At 44.6% G+C, this 16,239-nt stretch carries 14 protein-coding genes and 1 pseudogene; 6 read left to right on the forward strand and 9 right to left on the reverse strand.

What is annotated here, in order from left to right:
• On the forward strand, positions 1 to 96 hold a 96-nt coding region (locus tag KME11_20925), incomplete at its 5' end, for an IS1 family transposase (protein ID MBW4517676.1).
• Positions 97 to 798: 702 nt separating this feature from the next.
• Here KME11_20925 and KME11_20930 read toward each other — a convergent pair.
• The 5 genes and pseudogenes from KME11_20930 to KME11_20950 form a co-directional block, all read right to left on the reverse strand.
• Positions 799 to 1,246, reverse strand: a pseudogene (locus KME11_20930) (ATP-binding cassette domain-containing protein).
• 341 nt (positions 1,247 to 1,587) lie between these two features.
• Entirely contained in the window at positions 1,588 to 2,673 is a 1,086-nt protein-coding gene (locus tag KME11_20935; GenBank protein MBW4517677.1) for an ABC transporter ATP-binding protein, read from the reverse strand.
• Positions 2,674 to 2,736: 63 nt separating this feature from the next.
• On the reverse strand, positions 2,737 to 3,621 hold the full coding sequence (locus KME11_20940; GenBank protein ID MBW4517678.1) for a carbohydrate ABC transporter permease: 885 nt from the start codon (positions 3,619 to 3,621) through the stop codon (positions 2,737 to 2,739).
• Positions 3,618 to 4,514, reverse strand: coding sequence for a sugar ABC transporter permease (locus KME11_20945; protein MBW4517679.1), 897 nt, complete (start codon positions 4,512 to 4,514; stop codon positions 3,618 to 3,620). Before KME11_20945 ends, KME11_20940 begins: the two co-directional genes overlap by 4 nt.
• A gap of 46 nt (positions 4,515 to 4,560) precedes the next feature.
• On the reverse strand, positions 4,561 to 5,880 hold the full coding sequence (locus tag KME11_20950) for an ABC transporter substrate-binding protein (protein ID MBW4517680.1): 1,320 nt from the start codon (positions 5,878 to 5,880) through the stop codon (positions 4,561 to 4,563).
• A gap of 221 nt (positions 5,881 to 6,101) precedes the next feature.
• Here KME11_20950 and KME11_20955 point away from each other — a divergent pair, with 221 nt between their 5' ends.
• Positions 6,102 to 7,460, forward strand: a complete 1,359-nt coding sequence (locus KME11_20955) for an ABC transporter substrate-binding protein (GenBank protein ID MBW4517681.1) — start codon at positions 6,102 to 6,104, stop codon at positions 7,458 to 7,460.
• A gap of 23 nt (positions 7,461 to 7,483) precedes the next feature.
• On the opposite strand, the gene KME11_20960 is transcribed toward KME11_20955, so the two are convergent.
• Positions 7,484 to 8,563 (reverse strand): serine/threonine protein kinase, encoded by a 1,080-nt coding sequence (locus KME11_20960; protein ID MBW4517682.1) that lies wholly within the window; start codon positions 8,561 to 8,563, stop codon positions 7,484 to 7,486.
• A gap of 17 nt (positions 8,564 to 8,580) precedes the next feature.
• Positions 8,581 to 9,849, reverse strand: a complete 1,269-nt coding sequence (locus KME11_20965; protein ID MBW4517683.1) for an NACHT domain-containing protein — start codon at positions 9,847 to 9,849, stop codon at positions 8,581 to 8,583.
• 1,027 nt (positions 9,850 to 10,876) lie between these two features.
• On the opposite strand from KME11_20965, the gene KME11_20970 reads away from it, so the two are divergent.
• Complete coding sequence (locus KME11_20970; GenBank protein ID MBW4517684.1) at positions 10,877 to 11,284, forward strand: protein kinase; 408 nt, start codon at positions 10,877 to 10,879, stop codon at positions 11,282 to 11,284.
• A 205-nt stretch (positions 11,285 to 11,489) separates the two neighbouring features.
• Here the strand turns inward: KME11_20970 and KME11_20975 are convergent, their stop codons facing one another.
• Positions 11,490 to 11,663, reverse strand: coding sequence for a hypothetical protein (locus tag KME11_20975; GenBank protein ID MBW4517685.1), 174 nt, complete (start codon positions 11,661 to 11,663; stop codon positions 11,490 to 11,492).
• Positions 11,664 to 11,797: 134 nt separating this feature from the next.
• Entirely contained in the window at positions 11,798 to 12,019 is a 222-nt protein-coding gene (locus tag KME11_20980) for a hypothetical protein (GenBank protein ID MBW4517686.1), read from the reverse strand.
• A gap of 292 nt (positions 12,020 to 12,311) precedes the next feature.
• On the opposite strand from KME11_20980, the gene KME11_20985 reads away from it, so the two are divergent.
• The 3 genes from KME11_20985 to cas3 are packed head-to-tail and all read left to right on the forward strand — an operon-like array spanning position 12,312 to position 16,239.
• Positions 12,312 to 13,280, forward strand: coding sequence for a transcriptional regulator (locus KME11_20985; protein ID MBW4517687.1), 969 nt, complete (start codon positions 12,312 to 12,314; stop codon positions 13,278 to 13,280).
• Positions 13,281 to 13,283: 3 nt separating this feature from the next.
• Entirely contained in the window at positions 13,284 to 13,943 is a 660-nt protein-coding gene (gene cas6 / locus KME11_20990; protein ID MBW4517688.1) for a type I-MYXAN CRISPR-associated protein Cas6/Cmx6, read from the forward strand.
• Between the two features lie 4 nt (positions 13,944 to 13,947).
• On the forward strand, positions 13,948 to 16,239 hold the full coding sequence (cas3, locus tag KME11_20995) for a CRISPR-associated helicase Cas3' (protein ID MBW4517689.1): 2,292 nt from the start codon (positions 13,948 to 13,950) through the stop codon (positions 16,237 to 16,239).

A 16,239-nucleotide genomic window follows, 5' to 3' on the forward strand; every position in this document is an offset into this window, starting at 1 on the left:
GCCCGTAAAACGATTTGTTTCTCTAAATCTAAATGGCTTCATGATGCCGTGATTGGACTATTCATCAATCGCTATGAATTTGACTTAGATATCTAACTGCCAATCCACAGGTCTAGAACATTACCAAGAAGAGGAAGTGGAATTATTAGAGTATCACAATTTTGAGGAGGCATACCAAGAGATTGGCAAGTTTTTAGACGATGTTTACACGAAGAGAATTCATTCGTCGTTAGGATATTTAACGCCAACAGAGTTTGAGAATCAATGGAAAGAATGTAAAAAGAGTAAAGGAGAGATAGAAAATGTAATGACTTGATGTATGATGTGGAGAATAAATCAATTTGCCTAAAGCTGGCTTTTTGGATGTCCAGTTTTAGGGATGCATTACAGATATAAATTCGGGTTATCTGCCTGAAGGTGCTCTAACTGAGCAGCCCTGAGCAAGGGGGCTGATAAGTCAATGCATCCCATTGGGATTTTATTTTCACGCAACTCTCTTAGATCGTTTTCTGACTCATTCCTGTGCTGCGCTGTGCGATCGCTTGAACAGCGCAGTTGTTGCAGGCGTTTTCTGCTCGCTTAAGAATTGTTGATCGGTTGAAGCTCATGGAATAGATCTGAGTTCAAGAAAGCTTGGCTTGGTGTCAGGTCGGGTTGACAAGTCGGCATCCAAAGCTCCACTCCAGCAGGAACCAGCGATCGCCCGTGAACGGGGAGAGGATGGAGTCATTGCTGTTCAAGTGCCTTGATCTTATCTTAGACGACGCTCTTATCTTTATTGTGTAACGCTCAAGTCCTCTATGCCATCTGTCGAGCCATGAGTTGAGCAAATAATCCCGCTTGATTTTTCAGTTCTGTAAAACTTCCTTGCTGGACAATCCGACCAGCTTGCAACACGTAAATGCGATCGGCATTGCGGATGGTACTGAGTCGGTGAGCAATCACTAAGCGAGTTACCTGTAATTGATCGAGACTGGCACTGACAATCGCCTGAGTTTTATTGTCTAACGCACTGGTGGCTTCATCAAATAGCAATATTTTGGGTTTCAAAGCTAACGCCCGAGCGATCAACAGTCGTTGTCGCTGCCCTCCAGAGAGATTGGTGCCACCTTCACGACACTGTGTGCATTCCCATAGGCATCGCAGCAATGTCGTCTGCAAAGCCAGCTAGTTGGGCAGCGTCCCAGGTAGCATCCAGAGTCATCAGGGCATTTCCAGCAATATTCTCAAAGATCGAAGCCGACATTAATCGACCATTTTGGAGCACAACTCCTAACTTATTTCTAAGGATGCCATAGCTAACTCAGCAAAATGGTTCATTATTTGGTTCAGTTTTCTGGTTCATTGCGGGCTACAGTCTTTGCTCTTCAAAACGAGTTGCGAAGAGTTGATCCAAACTTTAGTCGAAGAGACCAGAGAGACGAAAATCTTTGTCCAGCTGCTGTAGAGATCGGCTCACTCATATTGATCAAAAACAGTTTGCAGTAATGGGCGATCGCCTCTTCCTCCCGTACTCAAACTTGTCTTGGCGCAAGGGAAGGTTTGACAAAAGTAGATAATTCATCCGAAAAGATTCTATATGGAGGTTCAGAGGCGATCGCCCGTTGCTCCATCAAACCAATGAATCGATTGAGTTGGCAGTGTCAGCATTATGGTCTGACCGCTGCTAATCCCTTCAGACGCTCTCAGGAGGACGCGCAAGGTATTCGGTTCTCCCAATGGATTTTGGACTCGTACACTGAGTAAATTGTGCATACCCAGATTCTCAATCAAGAACACCTGACCTTTGATAGTTTGTGGGTCTTCAGACGCTGCAAGGGTAAGATGTTCTGGTCGGATACCCAAGATAATCTCTTGAGAAGATGTAGAGAGGGTCAGGTCAAGAGGTAGAGGAATCCGAGTATTGCCAAAAAGTGCTGTATTGCCTTCATGGTGAAGCTTCAGAAAGTTCATTTGTGGGCTGCCAATGAAACCTGCCACAAATTGATTCGCAGGTTGAGAATAGATGCGTTCCGGCGTATCAAGCTGTTGTAAGAATCCGTTATCAAGTACTGCTACTTTAGTTGAAAGAGTCATCGCCTCTGTTTGATCATGAGTCACGTAAACCACTGGCGCATTTTGTTGCTCAAACAACTGCCTTAACTCAGCCCGCACACGTTCTCGCAAGAGAGCGTCTAAGTTGCTGAGGGGTTCATCTAACAAAAATACATCAGGACGACGAACTAACGCTCGTGCCACAGCGACACGCTGCCGTTGTCCACCCGAAAGCTGACCCGGTTTGCGGTTCATTAAGACCTGTAAGCCTAAAAAATCCCCAACTTCATTAACCCGTTGTTTAATTTCTGTTGCAGCAATTCTTTGCAGCTTTAAGCCGGAAGCAATGTTGTTATATACAGTCATGTGCGGGTAGAGCGCGTAGCTTTGGAAAACCATAGCAATATTACGATCGCCAGGTCTTAGTCGAGTGATGTTGCGTTGGTTCATCATGATTTGTCCGCTAGTCGGCTGCTCTAATCCAGCAATCAATCGTAAAATGGTTGACTTACCGCATCCTGATGGTCCTAATAAGGTTAAAAATTCTCCTTGGCTCACACTCAGATTCATCTGTTTAACAGGAACTATCTGTGGTGTATACGCCTTAGACAAATTTATCAGTTCAAGTTTCTTATCCATCACATCCTCTTCTGCTTGATCTTTTATTCTTCCTTCAGGAGAGCCAAAGGAACCACCAATCTTTTATCCCTTCACTGCTCCTGCCGTTAAACCTTGCACAATTCGACGTTGAAAGAACAGCACAAGCACCACTAAGGGTAAGGTGCCCAGAACGGTTGCAGCCGCAATTGGACCAAAGGGAATTTCAAAAGGTGAAGCACCAGCGAGTTGTGCACTTGCAACTGGAATCGTTTTCATAGACTCTTGTGTAATAAAGGTCAAAGCAAAAATGAATTCATTCCAGGCTGCAATAAATGTGAGGATACCTGTTGTAACAAGCGCTGGAATTGTCATGGGTAAAACGATTTCTAGCAACATCCGCCCAGTGCTGTAGCCATCCACCCTGGCAGCATCTTCTAGATCTTTGGGAAGATCTTGGAAGAAACTCCGCATGACTAGAATCGTTAGAGGTAGATTAATCGCAGTGTAAGGAATGATTAGAACTAGGTAATTATTAGCCAAGTGCAAGTATCGAACGACTTCTAGCAACCCGAGAAAAAGTAGAATAGGCGGAAATAAGGTGACGATGAGAATAGCTGCTAAAATTATGCTCTCACCCTCGAGTTTGAGACGAGCCAAGGCATAGGCAGCAGGAGCACCGAATCCTAGGGCAAGAATGCTTGAGAGTGTGGCGACGAGAACGCTGTTGAGCAGGTAGTTAATTAAAGGACGACGCGAAAATAGTTCGACGTAGTGACTAAGGGTGTACCGATGGGGAATATAGACGGTAGGAACACTGGAAATATCAGCATTTACTTTAAATGAAGTTAGTAATTGCCAAAGTATTGGAGTCAAACAGAATACCACCGTTAAAAGAATTGCCAGTGGTAAGACAATTCGCTGGAGGAGTTGGTGAACGATCGCAGGAGGGAAGTGTCGTTTAGTCTGCTCACGTGGAACTGTTGTCATTGATGATCTCCAGATATCCTAATTTTAGATTGATTGAGACAGAAATTAGCGATCGCCACCACCACAATCAACAGCACAAAGGTCACAACCACCAACGCTGCACCATAACCAAAATCCAGGTAGCGCATCACCGTTGTATAAATGTAAAGAGAAACCATCTCAGTAGCCCCACCGGGACCGCCGCCTGTCATCACTGCAATCAGGTCAAAGCTACCAAACGCCTGAGCAAAGCGAAATACTAGAGCAATCACAATTTGAGGCACCAATAATGGCAGCGTAATTTGATGAAAGCTTTGCCAAGAACTTGCACCATCAATAGCGTGCGCCTCATACAAATCGTTGGAAATTGACTGTAAGCCTGCTAACAACAAAATACTAATAAACGGTGTTGTTTTCCACACGTCTGCTACAATCACTGAAATCATTGCCAGTGTTGGATCGCCCAACCAGTTAACGCCTGCATTGATCAGTCCTAAACGAAGCAAGATATCATTAACGATACCGTATTGATCATTGAAGATCCACGTCCACGCTAAGGCAATTAGAGCGGTAGGTAATGCCCATGGCAATATGGCGATCGTGCGGACAACGCCCCGTCCTTGAAAGGATTGGTTGAGGACTAAAGCAATCCCCATTCCTAAAATCAACTCTAAAATAACCGACGCTCCAGTAAAGACGATCGAGTTCCATAGGCTCTGCCAAAACCTTCCATCCTGGATCATCCGTCCAAAGTTGTGCAAACCTGAAAATACAGGCTCTAACTCAGTTCCTAGATTTTGGGTAAACAAACTCTGCCAGAAGGCTCGACCAATCGGGTAAGCAAACACCAGTGACAAAATCAGCAAGGCAGGAATGAGTAATCCCCAACCTATTATTCGTTCTTGTGAGCGCATTATGTTCTAGAGAATCAAGGGAAAGAAGATGACTTAATTGTCTAATCTAGGCTTTATTGCCATTGTTTAATAGCGATCGCGTTTCGGTTGCAGCGGCTTGCATAGCCGCTTGTGAACTCATTCGCCCTGACAGGGCAGCACTGAGATATCGTTGCAAAATATCAGAGGTTTGAGCATATTGAGCAATGGGAGGACGCAAAACTGCATTATCTAATACTTGTAGCATGATCGGGAAAAAGCTGTATTTTTCTAATATTTGAGGATCGTTATAAAGCACTCGACGGCTGGGTAAATAGCCAGTATTCAAGACAACCTGACGTTGAGCCGCTTCGCTGGTGAGAAATTGCACCGCTTTCCAAGCTTCTTGAGGGTGCTTTGTAGTACTAGAAATACCCCATCCCCATCCTCCCAAACAAGCAGCACTGTCATAGCCAGAAGCATGAACCATAGGCTTGATTCCCACTTTGCCCTTAACCAGAGAATCTTCAGCATTCAGCAACGTCCAAGCGTAAGGCCAATTGCGCATCAAAAGCGTATTACCGCTTTGAAATAAACGACGAGGTTCGTCTTCTTGATAGGTAATCACTCCGCTCGGTGAGATGCCCTGTTGAATGGTATTGACTAAAAACTGAAGAGCGGCGATCGCTTGCGGTTGATCCAAACCAACCTCTTTCGTTTCAGAATTAATCCAAAACCCGTTGTTACCCTGTAGCACCTCCATAAACATGGCAACAACACCTTCATACTGTCGACCTTGCCAAACGTAGCCCCATTGAACTGCATTGTTCTTTTGCAATATTGTTGCAGCCTGTACAAGATCAGTGAATGTTTTTGGGGGTTGCAGTTCTGCTTGTTCTAAGAGATCTTTGCGATAGTAAAGCATTCCTGCATCTGTACGCCAAGGTAAACGATATATCTTACCGTTATAGCGTCCACCGTCTATATCGGCGGGTAAAAACGCTGTCAGTTCTGTATCAGAGATTAGACTAGATAAATCTTTAAGCCAGCCAGCGGCGGCAAATTTGGAAGTCCATGTTACATCTAGATTGATCAGATCGTAAGGCGAGTCTCCTAGTAAAAAAGCTGAAGTATTTAGATCTTCGATCAGATTTGAGGCAAGTGGACCTTCGACCATATTGAGACGAATTCCTGGATTTTGCTGCTCAAATTCCTGAATAATAGGTCTTAAGGGTTCAACCTCGGGTGCATTCATCAAAAAAGTTAGTATGACTGGCTGCGATGTTGCAGATATAGCCACCAGTAAACTACTCAGCAGGCACACCGCGAGCAAGCTAGTACCCCGAAATAATTTAGATCGTCGCCACAGATTTAAAAGAGTTCTGCTACACGGCATAAGTTTTTTCATACGTCAGCAACTAATCATTGTTTAAATGAATTTTGAGACAATTTTATGCTGATTCTGCTTCCTTTGACCTACACCCATCTGAAATTTAGCTCAGTTTTTAGCTCAGTTTTTAGCTCAGCTTTTAAATTGGCTTAGTTCGCAGACATTATATAGATAGAATAGGGTAGCTAAGATATACAGGCAGTCTAAAAAGATTGCTCTTTGTTGCCCTCAGACCCCCCATGAGAGACAATTTGCAGCTTCCATTACAAAAGCTTTTTCGACGGCTTAATGTTCGACGACCTTGGGCGCTTCTTGCAATTTTTCAAATAGTGTTGCTGCTAGTGCTGTTGCTCACACCTCGCCCCCCTGTTCCTGTAGCTTTTGTAGTGCCTCCCGATGAGGTGGAACAGTGGTCATCTTTGGTTAAAGAGTTTCATAAGCACCACTCAAATATTCGGATTAGTTTATATCGGGGTGGGATAACAACTGACCAAAGATGGGGAGTCTATACTTCAGATTTGAGAAATTCTGAATTAAAAAAAACCTCCCCTTATTACGATCTCGTCTACATGGATACAATTTGGGTGCCTATTTTTGCATCTTTAGGATGGCTAGCAGATTTGTCTAATCTCTTTTCTCCTGAGGAGTTAGAGCAATTTCTGAAGGCAGACATTGAAGCTGGAACATACCAAAATAAACTATACCGGATTCCCTTTCATTCGGGAGCAGGCGTACTTTACTACCGTAAAGACTTGCTGGAGAAACAAGGACTTAAACCTCCTCAAACTTTTCAAGATCTGGAGGAAATTTCTCAAAAGTTAAAAGCCAGCAAATTAGCAAATTGGGGTTACGTTTGGCAAGGAAACCAGTATGAAGGATTAGTCGCAACATTTTTGGAAGTACTTGAAGGATATGGTGGCTTTTGGATTGATGAAAAGGGCAATGTAGGTCTTGATCAAGAACCTGCACTGAAAGCAGCAAAGTTTTTGCGTGACACAATTAGGAAGAAAATTACGCCTCCAGATGTGATTACTTACGATGAAGTCCAATCTCTGCAAAAGTTTATGAACGATGAAGTCGTTTTTCTACGGAGTTGGCCTTATGCTTGGAAGCGATTGAATGAAGACGATCGCTTGAGAGGTCACGTGGGGTTCACCTCTGTCGTTCATGATGTCAACCAGCGCAGTACTCCTTGTCAAGGGGGCTGGGGGTTCGGAATTACCAAAAATTCTCAGCATCCTGAAGAAGCTCGGCAAGTCATTCAGTTTTTTGCCACTCAAGAGGTACAACGACAAGTTGCATTAGATTTGGGCTATTTACCAAGTCGGCGATCGCTCTTCAATGATCCAGCATTCGTTCAACAGTATTCTAGCTTTCCTGCTTTTTCTAAAATGATTGCTCAATCGGTGTCACGTCCCGCGATCGCTAATTACAACGATGTATCTCAATTATTGCAGGAGGCGCTTAGCAAGATTTTGAAGAAAGAAGCCTTTCCCGACCCAAAATACTCTGCTGTAGATTCTCAACAAATTGTTGAGAACACGATGCGTAATGTGGCGAAGGATACTCGCGGATTAATCAAAGAAGCTGAAAAATGACGAGATAACAGCGTGGCTAAGTATTACTTTGGACAAATGATTAACGGAATATTCTGATCGCTCAGATTGACGGAACTGACACTTTTAGAACATTGGTTCTGCATCTCTTGCCACTCTGCCCAATTCTTCCTCGCAGACAAACATGTGAATATCAGGAGAATAGATAACCCAATGTTGAAACACAATAATAAATTATTAGAAAGAAGATAGCGATCTTTCTGCAACCGTTCTAGAATTTCTTGAGCGTTCAGCGGTCGGTTCCCTGGGAAAGGAGACATTAGATCGTTAATTAAATTTGCGAACCACGAGGAAATGCCTGGAGCACTGTCTCGCCATTTTAAAGTACCTGTCTTGGCACTTTCTAGAAAATCGATGGGGTGTTTACCCGTCATTAAATGAACCAAAGAACGACCTAGAGCATAGAAATCAGACTGTGGAACAGCTTTACCATTTGCTTGTTCTAGAGAGGTATAGCCAGGAGACACAATGCCTGTAATATCGCGTCCACCGCCAACTTTTGCCAGGTAAGTGTTGGTAATTTGTCGTACTGAACCGAAATCTATCAGAACCAGTTGTCCATTAGGTTGCAGCATGATGTTGGAGAGCTTAATGTCTCGATGGAAAAGTTTGTTTTGATGCAGCAGATTAAGGATTTCGAGTAATTGCTTTAGCCAATCAACTGCCAGATCTTGGGAAATCGGCTTTTGTTGAGCTAACCATTGCTCTAGATTCTGCCCATCAATTTTTTCCATGACCAGACAATGGAGTTTCAGGGTTTTCCGGGAGTCGTTGCTGAGGGCAACGGTAAAGTAACCATCCGGCTCAACATGAGGAATACCAGGGTGTTGAAGGTGTTGAAGAGTTCTAACTTCCCGTTCAAACAGTTGTACCAAGTTTGGACTTCTGATAATCTTCAAAACTCGAATAATACCTTGATCGTCAACCTCGAAAACTTCAGAGTAACTGTGTTCATCGAGTTCTCGCAGGGGATGAATCAGCCGGTACCGATTTTGGATAAGCAGAGCGGTTCCACAAGACTGACAGAACTCCAATAAATCTGGATTCTGGCGATGAAGACACTTAGGATTAATGCAATAGCTCATGCTCGTTTCCTTTGACTTTATTCTCCTAATTGACAATTAATGTATTCTCTTACAACAGGAGGTAATGTAAACCCTGCACTGCTTTTCTCAAGGAACGATCGCCTGACCAACGATTCTACTGACTCATACAAGTTAGACGGCGATACCTGCTCTAAAGCCTGTTGCAGGGTCAGAAAAGACATAGGTTCCGTTGTCGATGCTAACTGAATCGTAACCTGCTTCTCTAGGCTTGATAATCGGCTGAACAGCACCTCAATGAAACGTCTTAAGTCTCCTGTAACAATTGTGCCGCTATTCCTGAGAAATTCCGAAACGTTGCCATTCCACGAATCTCCGATTGTTGCAGCAACCATTTTTAACATGATTGGATTACCTCGGTAAATTTGAATCAAGCCTCCCCATTGTGTTTCTTCAGTCAATCCTTTTGCTCTTAAAAGTTTCCGGGCTGCCTCATCGTCCAAACCTTTCAGTTGCAGGGAACGAACAGGCAGATTCACACCTTCTAATTGAGCGATCTCTGGAGTTTTCTCTCGACTAGTGAGCACTAAACAACTGTTATGAGACTCCTGTCCAACTCGTCTCAAAAGCTCACTGTAGCCTTTGTGAGCCTCTTGGTACTGTCCAGCGAAGCCATCGTTGCTTAAAATCGTTTCAAGTTGATCTAATACCAGCAAGGAGCGACGTTGCTCGAGACAATTAATGAGGCAGGAAATTTTACTATCTAGGGAGTCTGGAATAGTGAGTTCAGAATCATCTGTAAGGAACTGGATCAATTCATTGATAAACATACCAGCCGGGACAGTCGAAAGGAGAGATCGCCAAATTAGACACTCAAAATGAGTCTGAATTTGTTCAGCAAGTTTAGCCACTAACAGCGTTTTACCGATTCCGCCCATCCCCAGTAGCGCAATCACACGACAACGAGTCGATGTATCTCCAATCATCCATTGAGTTAAACTTGCAAGTTCTGCCGTTCGTCCATAGAATACTGAAACATCAGGCACACCATCCCACACTTTAACCAATGGACTCAAAGTTGTTTGATCAACGATGTCCTGCCAACGTGCCCCGACTGCTTCACAGAGACGAACAAAAGATTCTCTACTGACTGGTTCTCTTTGCCAGAATCGTTTTAAAGTTGCAAGTGTAGTAAGCGCCGTCTCATACCAGATTGAAGCCTGACGTTTCCAACCCCGTTTTATCCTGTGTTGATCGATGATTTCTAGCCCTCTAGCAGAAGCTCTAAGGGAGCCAGACAGATTTCCTACAATACTTTCATCAAACATGTTTACTACAATCCTTTCAGAGTAAATATGTAAGTTATGCCGTCAGTCCATGCTTCATTATCCGACAAGGTATCACGTTTATTCCAATAAACTCAACCTCGATTACTTGGGCATTGCAATACCATGCCTGAAAGCAGCATTAGGGAGTTGCGTGAAAATAAAACCCTAATGGGATGCATTGACTTATCAGCCCCCTAAATCCCCCATTCTGAGGGACTTCCGAACCTGTCAAAGTCCCCCAGAATGGGGGATTTAGGGGGCGGTTCGGGGCGTTATTTAATTGCAACTCCCTTACCTATTTCCAAAGCCGTTACAATCTAGATCACGTCCTTGAAATCTTAGGTTCTTGAGTTCTTGACCTGTGGTTTTAACTGAGCTAAAGATTGAACCAAATACTGAACCATTGCACTCATTTAATTCTGTTACGCTTCAAAGCAAGGTTAGTCGCTGACTTATAAGCTTCAAAGCAAGGTTAGTCGCTGACTTATAAACTTACGAATTGCTGTAGAGCGCAACGAAACGCTACCGTATTTTCTCAGATTAATACTCCAGACAGTTTTTTGAACGTTCTGCAAGACTTACAGAGCTTACAGTTCAAGAATTGAGCTACTGATGAAAACTTAGGTTTATCTCTGGTTTTGAAAAAAGATCCCGTCCACGACTGCACTCTGTTGACAGTAAAAAAGAATTAGATTTGACACTTAAATTTACATGAAGGGAGAAGAGCTATGTATGTATTAGAGAATCAATCTAGATTGAGATCACCCTATAGCGGCAAAGCTATTATAGACAAAGTTATCTGTCAAAATGAACGTTGTCGTGTTAAATTTCATGGGATTTATTGGTCGGCAGAAGCAGTGAATCCCTTTCCCCTTCATCAAAATGATTTCGTGAACGTCGTAGGACGAAAGGGTTTAGTTCTATTAATTAAACCGTTCTCTGATCGAATTATAAAAGATCAGGCGTTGCTGGATGACAGAGTAAGTTCACCCTAATTATCCTCTACCGCTAAAAGAAAGGTAACAATATGAGCTATTGTTTAAATTCTGGATGCCACACTCCGCATCATCTCGATCGCGCCGAAGTTTGTCACGCTTGTGGAACTGCTCTACTGCTAAACAGCCGCTATCTTGCCCTGCGAGTAATTGGACAAAACCGCTTTAGCAAAACATTTTTGGCGATCGATTGCAGTCAACCTAATCGATCCTCTTGTGTCATTAAGCAGGTTTTTCTTCAAAAGGAAACAACGCTGTTTCAGCAGGAAGCCATGCGGCTCAAAGAATTAGGACAGCATGACCAAATTCCTACTTTACTAGACGCTCTCGAAGACGAGGATGATCAATATCTAATTCAAGAATTTATCGACGGGGAAAATCTGGCAGAAGAACTGAAGTCAGGCTGTTTTAGTGAAATTAAAGTTCATTCTTTGCTATGATTCAGCAGCACTGCAAGATGTGCGTTTAATGCAAGCCAGAGTGCTTTCTACCGAAGCAAGCGGTTACACATCTAAATCTGCTGTTTCTAAACAGTTATCTTCAGTTAGTAAAAAACCTTTAGCAACTATCATGTCCGGGAAGATTCAATCTACGCCAGGGAATCGTATGTGCAGGAGAACTCATCATACACTCCAGAATTAATTGTTATGAAGAACGGCACTGAGTCCCCTCACCGGGTGTAATGAATGCTAGGGAACTGGATGAGTGAACTTTGGCAGTATGCCAGATTCCACGCGGCACCAGCACATAATCACCTGGAGTATTTAAGGCTACTAAACTTTCAGATCCATCTTGCTCCAGTACAAAATCAGGTTTCATAGTCCCACTTATCAACAAGTTTCTGTAGCCACTGATGGTTCCTTTTGTACTTCAGTTTTTATGGTTGACTCCTTTTGTTTTTCAATGTTTGAGAGCAGGAGCATCCATTTGTGGGAATTCCCTAAAATAAAAGGTTAGGCAGCTTGATCGCAGTTAATCATCCAAGGTGTTCCAAATTGATCGACTAGCATTCCGAAACGGTAAGCCCAGAAGGTTTGTTGGAAGGGCATTTGCACGGTTCCATTTGCTGCCAAGGCGTGAAAAATGCGATCGGCTTTTGCCGGATCATTCAGGTTAATCGATACAGAAAAGCCTTTCGCTGCTTCCCCATATTCTGATGGACTATCAGAACCCATTAATTCCTGATCGCCGATCGTCAGGTCGAGGGGATATGCCTTCACATCTGCTAACTCCAACTCACATCGTTCTAGAGAATGTTCAGAACACTATGTAGATAGGCGAAAGTATTCCGAACCCTGTCACACAATATTTCTTGAGTAGTACTATTTCAAAGTTAATGTATTTTTTCCTTTGATATAGACAAAAAGCTACATCCTTTAGAAAAACCTAGGTAGTACTGACATACCCGGAAGCGTTTTTGCAGGCTAAGGTCTCTAGAGTGTTCCTAGAGTAGTGGATTTAGAGCCTATGTCTCGCCATCTAGAACGGTTACTGCAACTTGATTCTTTACTGCGTTCAGAACACCGTCAGACCGCCAAGTATCTGGCTAATGCGTTAGAGGTCAGTGAAAGAACAATTCGTACTGATTTAGCTTTTTTGCGCGATCGCTATCACGCTCCGTTGGAGTTTAGTCGGCAGAAAGGCTATTACTATTCGGACTCAGACTGGCGATTGCCGACAATTCCGTTAACGCAGGGAGAATTATTTGCGTTGACATTGGGCGCAAATATGTTGCAAGCCTATGCAGGGTCAGCCTATCAGGTGGATCTAAAAGCGGCGATCGCCCGTCTAGCTGAACGATTACCAGAACAGACCTGGGTGGATTTACAGCAATTAGCGCAAGAGAATGTGGTATTTCGGGTAGGTGCAGAGTTAGATCTAGACCCGATCGTTTGGCATGAGTTAGAGAAGGCGATACAGAAGCGACGACGGGTACAAATGTCGTATTTTACGGCAGGTCGAAATGCAGAGTCGGAGCGAGAACTCGATCCATATGTATTGCATTTTGCACGGAATAATCCTTATATCACGGGCTGGTGTCATAAGAATCAGGCGGTGCGAGATTTTCGGGTGGATCGAATTCGATCGCTCTCTGTTTTGACAGAAACGTTTGAAGTGAGTGAAGAGTTCGATCGGAAGGCTCATTTTGCCCGGATGTTCCAGCATGAGGTAGGAACTGAAGTGCGAGCGATCGCCATTTGGTTTGAGGCGCGGAGTGCGCCCTATATCCGGGAGCGGCGCTGGCATCCGAGCCAGGTGCTGGAAGAGCATCCAGATGGAGCAGTGACGTTGAGGATGGATGTGCCAGGGCTAAATGAGGTAAAGCGGTGGGTATTGTTTTACGGGGCAGGTGCGCGGGTACTGGAGCCGCCGGAGTTGGTAGAGATGGTCAAGGATGAATTGGCTGGGATGAATGAGTTGTATTGGGAGGACTAGGTGATGAACTTTTTAGAGATTCAGTTTGCGATCGAAGGGACGACAAAGACTTTACCTGCTGATCATGGCTATGCGCTGTATTCTGCGGTGAAACAGGTTTTGCAGAAAGCCGAGATCGAGCCACAGAATATTCCGGCAGATGTGAAGCTCTGTAGCGTGCCAGGTGTGCCGAATCGAGAAGGCAAGATATATCTGCATCAGCGATCGCGTCTTCGACTTCGGTGTCCAGCCGATCAGGTGCAGACTTGGTATCGACTGTTGCAAAATCAGGAACTCAATATTCGGGGGCACAAGATTCGACTGGCGCGACCGCGTTTGACCTTGCCCAAAGCTTCTGAAACGCTCAAAGCGAGGATGGTAACTTTTAAGCTGGAGGCGATCGATCATCCAGAAGTGCCTCGTTACTTCCTGAAGTCTTGTCAAAAAGGATTGGAGCGTCTAGAGATTAAAGGGCAGTCTACATTTATTCCTAGTGATGACAATGGGAATTTGGCGCGACGAACATTGCAGATCAAAGAGAAAAAAATTGTGGGCTATAGCATTGTTGTTGAGGGCTTGAGTGAGGAAGACTCCCTGAAACTGCAATGGCATGGCTTGGGTGGACGGCAGCACTTTGGATGTGGTTGGTTTTATCCTTATAAGGAGGAAAATAATGCAGCCTAATGCAATGCCTCCTCAGTTAAAGCCAGATATCCTACTGGCAAAGTCGTCGATGCCAGGAAATGCGGATTGGAATGGTAGTTGTCACTTAGTCGGTCATACGGCGGCGGTCGTGCAGTCGGTGACAATTCTGGTAGACACGCTCAAGGATTTTTTGATTCCACAGTTTGGCTTAACTTGCGGTTTTGAGGAACTACGGGCGACAGCTCGGTTAGCCGCATACCTCCATGATTGGGGCAAAGCCAATGATCATTTCCAGATGGTGGTGCGAAATGATCTGAAAGCATTAGATCCGCAGTATCGACGTAATCCGATGCAGCATCCGCAGATGATTCGTCATGAGGTGGCTTCGACATTGATTGCTTGGGATTTTCGTGAGTGGCTTCAGCAATGTCCTAACGCTGATTTTATGATTGCTTTAGCAGCAGCAGGTGGACATCATTTGAAACTTGGCGGCAAGCAGGGTAAGGATACGGGTGAGTTTGGTGATTTTCGTGATGGTTCAGGAGAACTAGGAATTCATTGGTATGTCAAACATCCCTATTTCAAGAAACTCATTCGGTATGGGATGCAAAATTTTGGATTGCCTAAGCACCTCAAGGTTATGGGAATCAAGTCTTATTGGGATGTCCAGATGGTTAAGCAGAAGCGCCTTCAGATTCTTGACGAAGCGTTTGCTGAATGGGAACCCAATGAAGCTTTATTAGCTGTGGTGAAGTCGTTGCTGATTGCGGGCGATTCGATCGGGTCTGCTTCGGGTCAATCCTGTATTAATCTTCAGGATTGGATGGTGAAGGAACTAGAGCAACGGTTAACGATCGAGGATTTGCAAAAAGTAATTGATGCTAGACGTGAGCACAATGAGCTTCGCCCTTTCCAAGTAGCTTTGGGAGCGCCTAGGCAGCGCGTTACCCTGGCTAGAGCAGGTTGTGGTACTGGAAAAACTCTAGGTGCTTACAACTGGGCAAAAACTCATGCGGTAGGTCGTAAGCTCTTTTTCTGTTATCCCACCACAGGCACAAGTACTGAGGGGTTTCTGGACTATGTTCAGGATGAGGTCGAATCAGTTTTACTTCATTCTCGTGCTGCGGTTGATTTAGAGATGGCGGCAACGGGAGAGGAGGGAGTTAACGGGGCTGAATTGATCTTTGATGAAGCGACTGGCAAACTGATTCCCTTGTCTTATGAGAATGAAGCAGGAATAAAACTCGATTCTTTCAAGGCTTGGGGTCCAAAAGTGAGTGTTTGCACTGTGGATACAGTACTGGGGTTGTTGCAATGTAATCGTCGTCCGATGTACTGCTTTCCAGCGATCGCCCAAGCAGCTTTCGTTTTCGATGAGGTGCATTGCTATGATGATGCACTTTTCGGAGCGTTACTACGATTTCTCAAGTGGGTTAAAGCTCCAATGTTATTGATGTCTGCGTCATTTTTGCCTTGGCAGATTCAGGCAATCGCGGCAGCAGTAGGCGAAAAAGTTGAGATTGTTCAGGGATCTCAAGATCTGGAGGAGAAGCCGCGCTATCGATTCCATTTGGTAGAAAAGCCAGATTGGGAACGGGTTGAAACGGAGATTGCAGAAGGCGGCAAAGTGTTATGGGTATGCAATCAGGTGAATGTGGCGATCGCGGTCTATCAAGAAGCCCAGCGCCGCAATCTGAATGCTGTGCTATATCACAGTCGCTTCCGTTATGAAGATCGGGTGGGGCATCACCGCAGGGTTGTGGATGGGTTTCGACAGAATCGACCCATTTTAGCGATCGCCACTCAAGTTGCAGAGATGTCTTTAGATTTGTCGGCAACATTGTTAGTGACGCAGATTGCTGATCCGGCGGGGCTAATTCAGCGATTAGGGCGGTTGAATCGGCAGCATTGTGGGCGATCGCTAGATGCCCTGTTCTATCCTCCTGAAAGTCGCTATCCCTATGAGGACGCAGATCTCAATCAGGGTGAACAGTTGATTCAAGAACACAGTGGGGATGTAAATCAGGCACAGCTTGCGGCTTGGTTAGAGCAGTCCACTGATCAGGGAACCCTCAAGACTCGCATGGTGCTGCTGGATGGGAAGTGGCGAACCTATCCGGCGGCTTTACGGGAGGCAGGGTACACCGTGACAGCGTTGCTAGAGGTGGACAAGAAAAATTGGGAGGTGGCGAAAGCAAGTGATTTGGCGCGATGTGCGGTGCCGTTAAAGGCTAAGAAAACGACTCATTGGGAGCGGCATAAAAAAGGCTATCTGATTGCACCAAAAGAGGAATGGCGTTATTGCAAACATATTGGTGCTCAGGAGGTGAAATAA

The sequence above is a fragment of the Timaviella obliquedivisa GSE-PSE-MK23-08B genome (genome assembly GCA_019358855.1).
GTDB classification, from domain to species: Bacteria; Cyanobacteriota; Cyanobacteriia; order Elainellales; family Elainellaceae; genus Timaviella; species Timaviella obliquedivisa.

What these genes read in the sequence shown, in the direction of transcription:
- KME11_20950 (MBW4517680.1), bottom strand. Translation starts at nt 5,880, where the DNA reads ATGAAAAAACTTATGCCGTGTAGCAGAACTCTTTTAAATCTGTGGCGA.
- KME11_20965 (MBW4517683.1), bottom strand. Translation starts at nt 9,849, where the DNA reads ATGTTTGATGAAAGTATTGTAGGAAATCTGTCTGGCTCCCTTAGAGCT.
- KME11_20985 (MBW4517687.1), top strand. Translation starts at nt 12,312, where the DNA reads ATGTCTCGCCATCTAGAACGGTTACTGCAACTTGATTCTTTACTGCGT.
- KME11_20940 (MBW4517678.1), bottom strand. Translation starts at nt 3,621, where the DNA reads ATGACAACAGTTCCACGTGAGCAGACTAAACGACACTTCCCTCCTGCG.
- cas6 (MBW4517688.1), top strand. Translation starts at nt 13,284, where the DNA reads ATGAACTTTTTAGAGATTCAGTTTGCGATCGAAGGGACGACAAAGACT.
- KME11_20980 (MBW4517686.1), bottom strand. Translation starts at nt 12,019, where the DNA reads ATGGGTTCTGATAGTCCATCAGAATATGGGGAAGCAGCGAAAGGCTTT.
- cas3 (MBW4517689.1), top strand. Translation starts at nt 13,948, where the DNA reads ATGCCTCCTCAGTTAAAGCCAGATATCCTACTGGCAAAGTCGTCGATG.
- KME11_20975 (MBW4517685.1), bottom strand. Translation starts at nt 11,663, where the DNA reads ATGAAACCTGATTTTGTACTGGAGCAAGATGGATCTGAAAGTTTAGTA.
- KME11_20955 (MBW4517681.1), top strand. Translation starts at nt 6,102, where the DNA reads ATGAGAGACAATTTGCAGCTTCCATTACAAAAGCTTTTTCGACGGCTT.
- KME11_20945 (MBW4517679.1), bottom strand. Translation starts at nt 4,514, where the DNA reads ATGCGCTCACAAGAACGAATAATAGGTTGGGGATTACTCATTCCTGCC.
- KME11_20960 (MBW4517682.1), bottom strand. Translation starts at nt 8,563, where the DNA reads ATGAGCTATTGCATTAATCCTAAGTGTCTTCATCGCCAGAATCCAGAT.
- KME11_20970 (MBW4517684.1), top strand. Translation starts at nt 10,877, where the DNA reads ATGAGCTATTGTTTAAATTCTGGATGCCACACTCCGCATCATCTCGAT.
- KME11_20935 (MBW4517677.1), bottom strand. Translation starts at nt 2,673, where the DNA reads ATGGATAAGAAACTTGAACTGATAAATTTGTCTAAGGCGTATACACCA.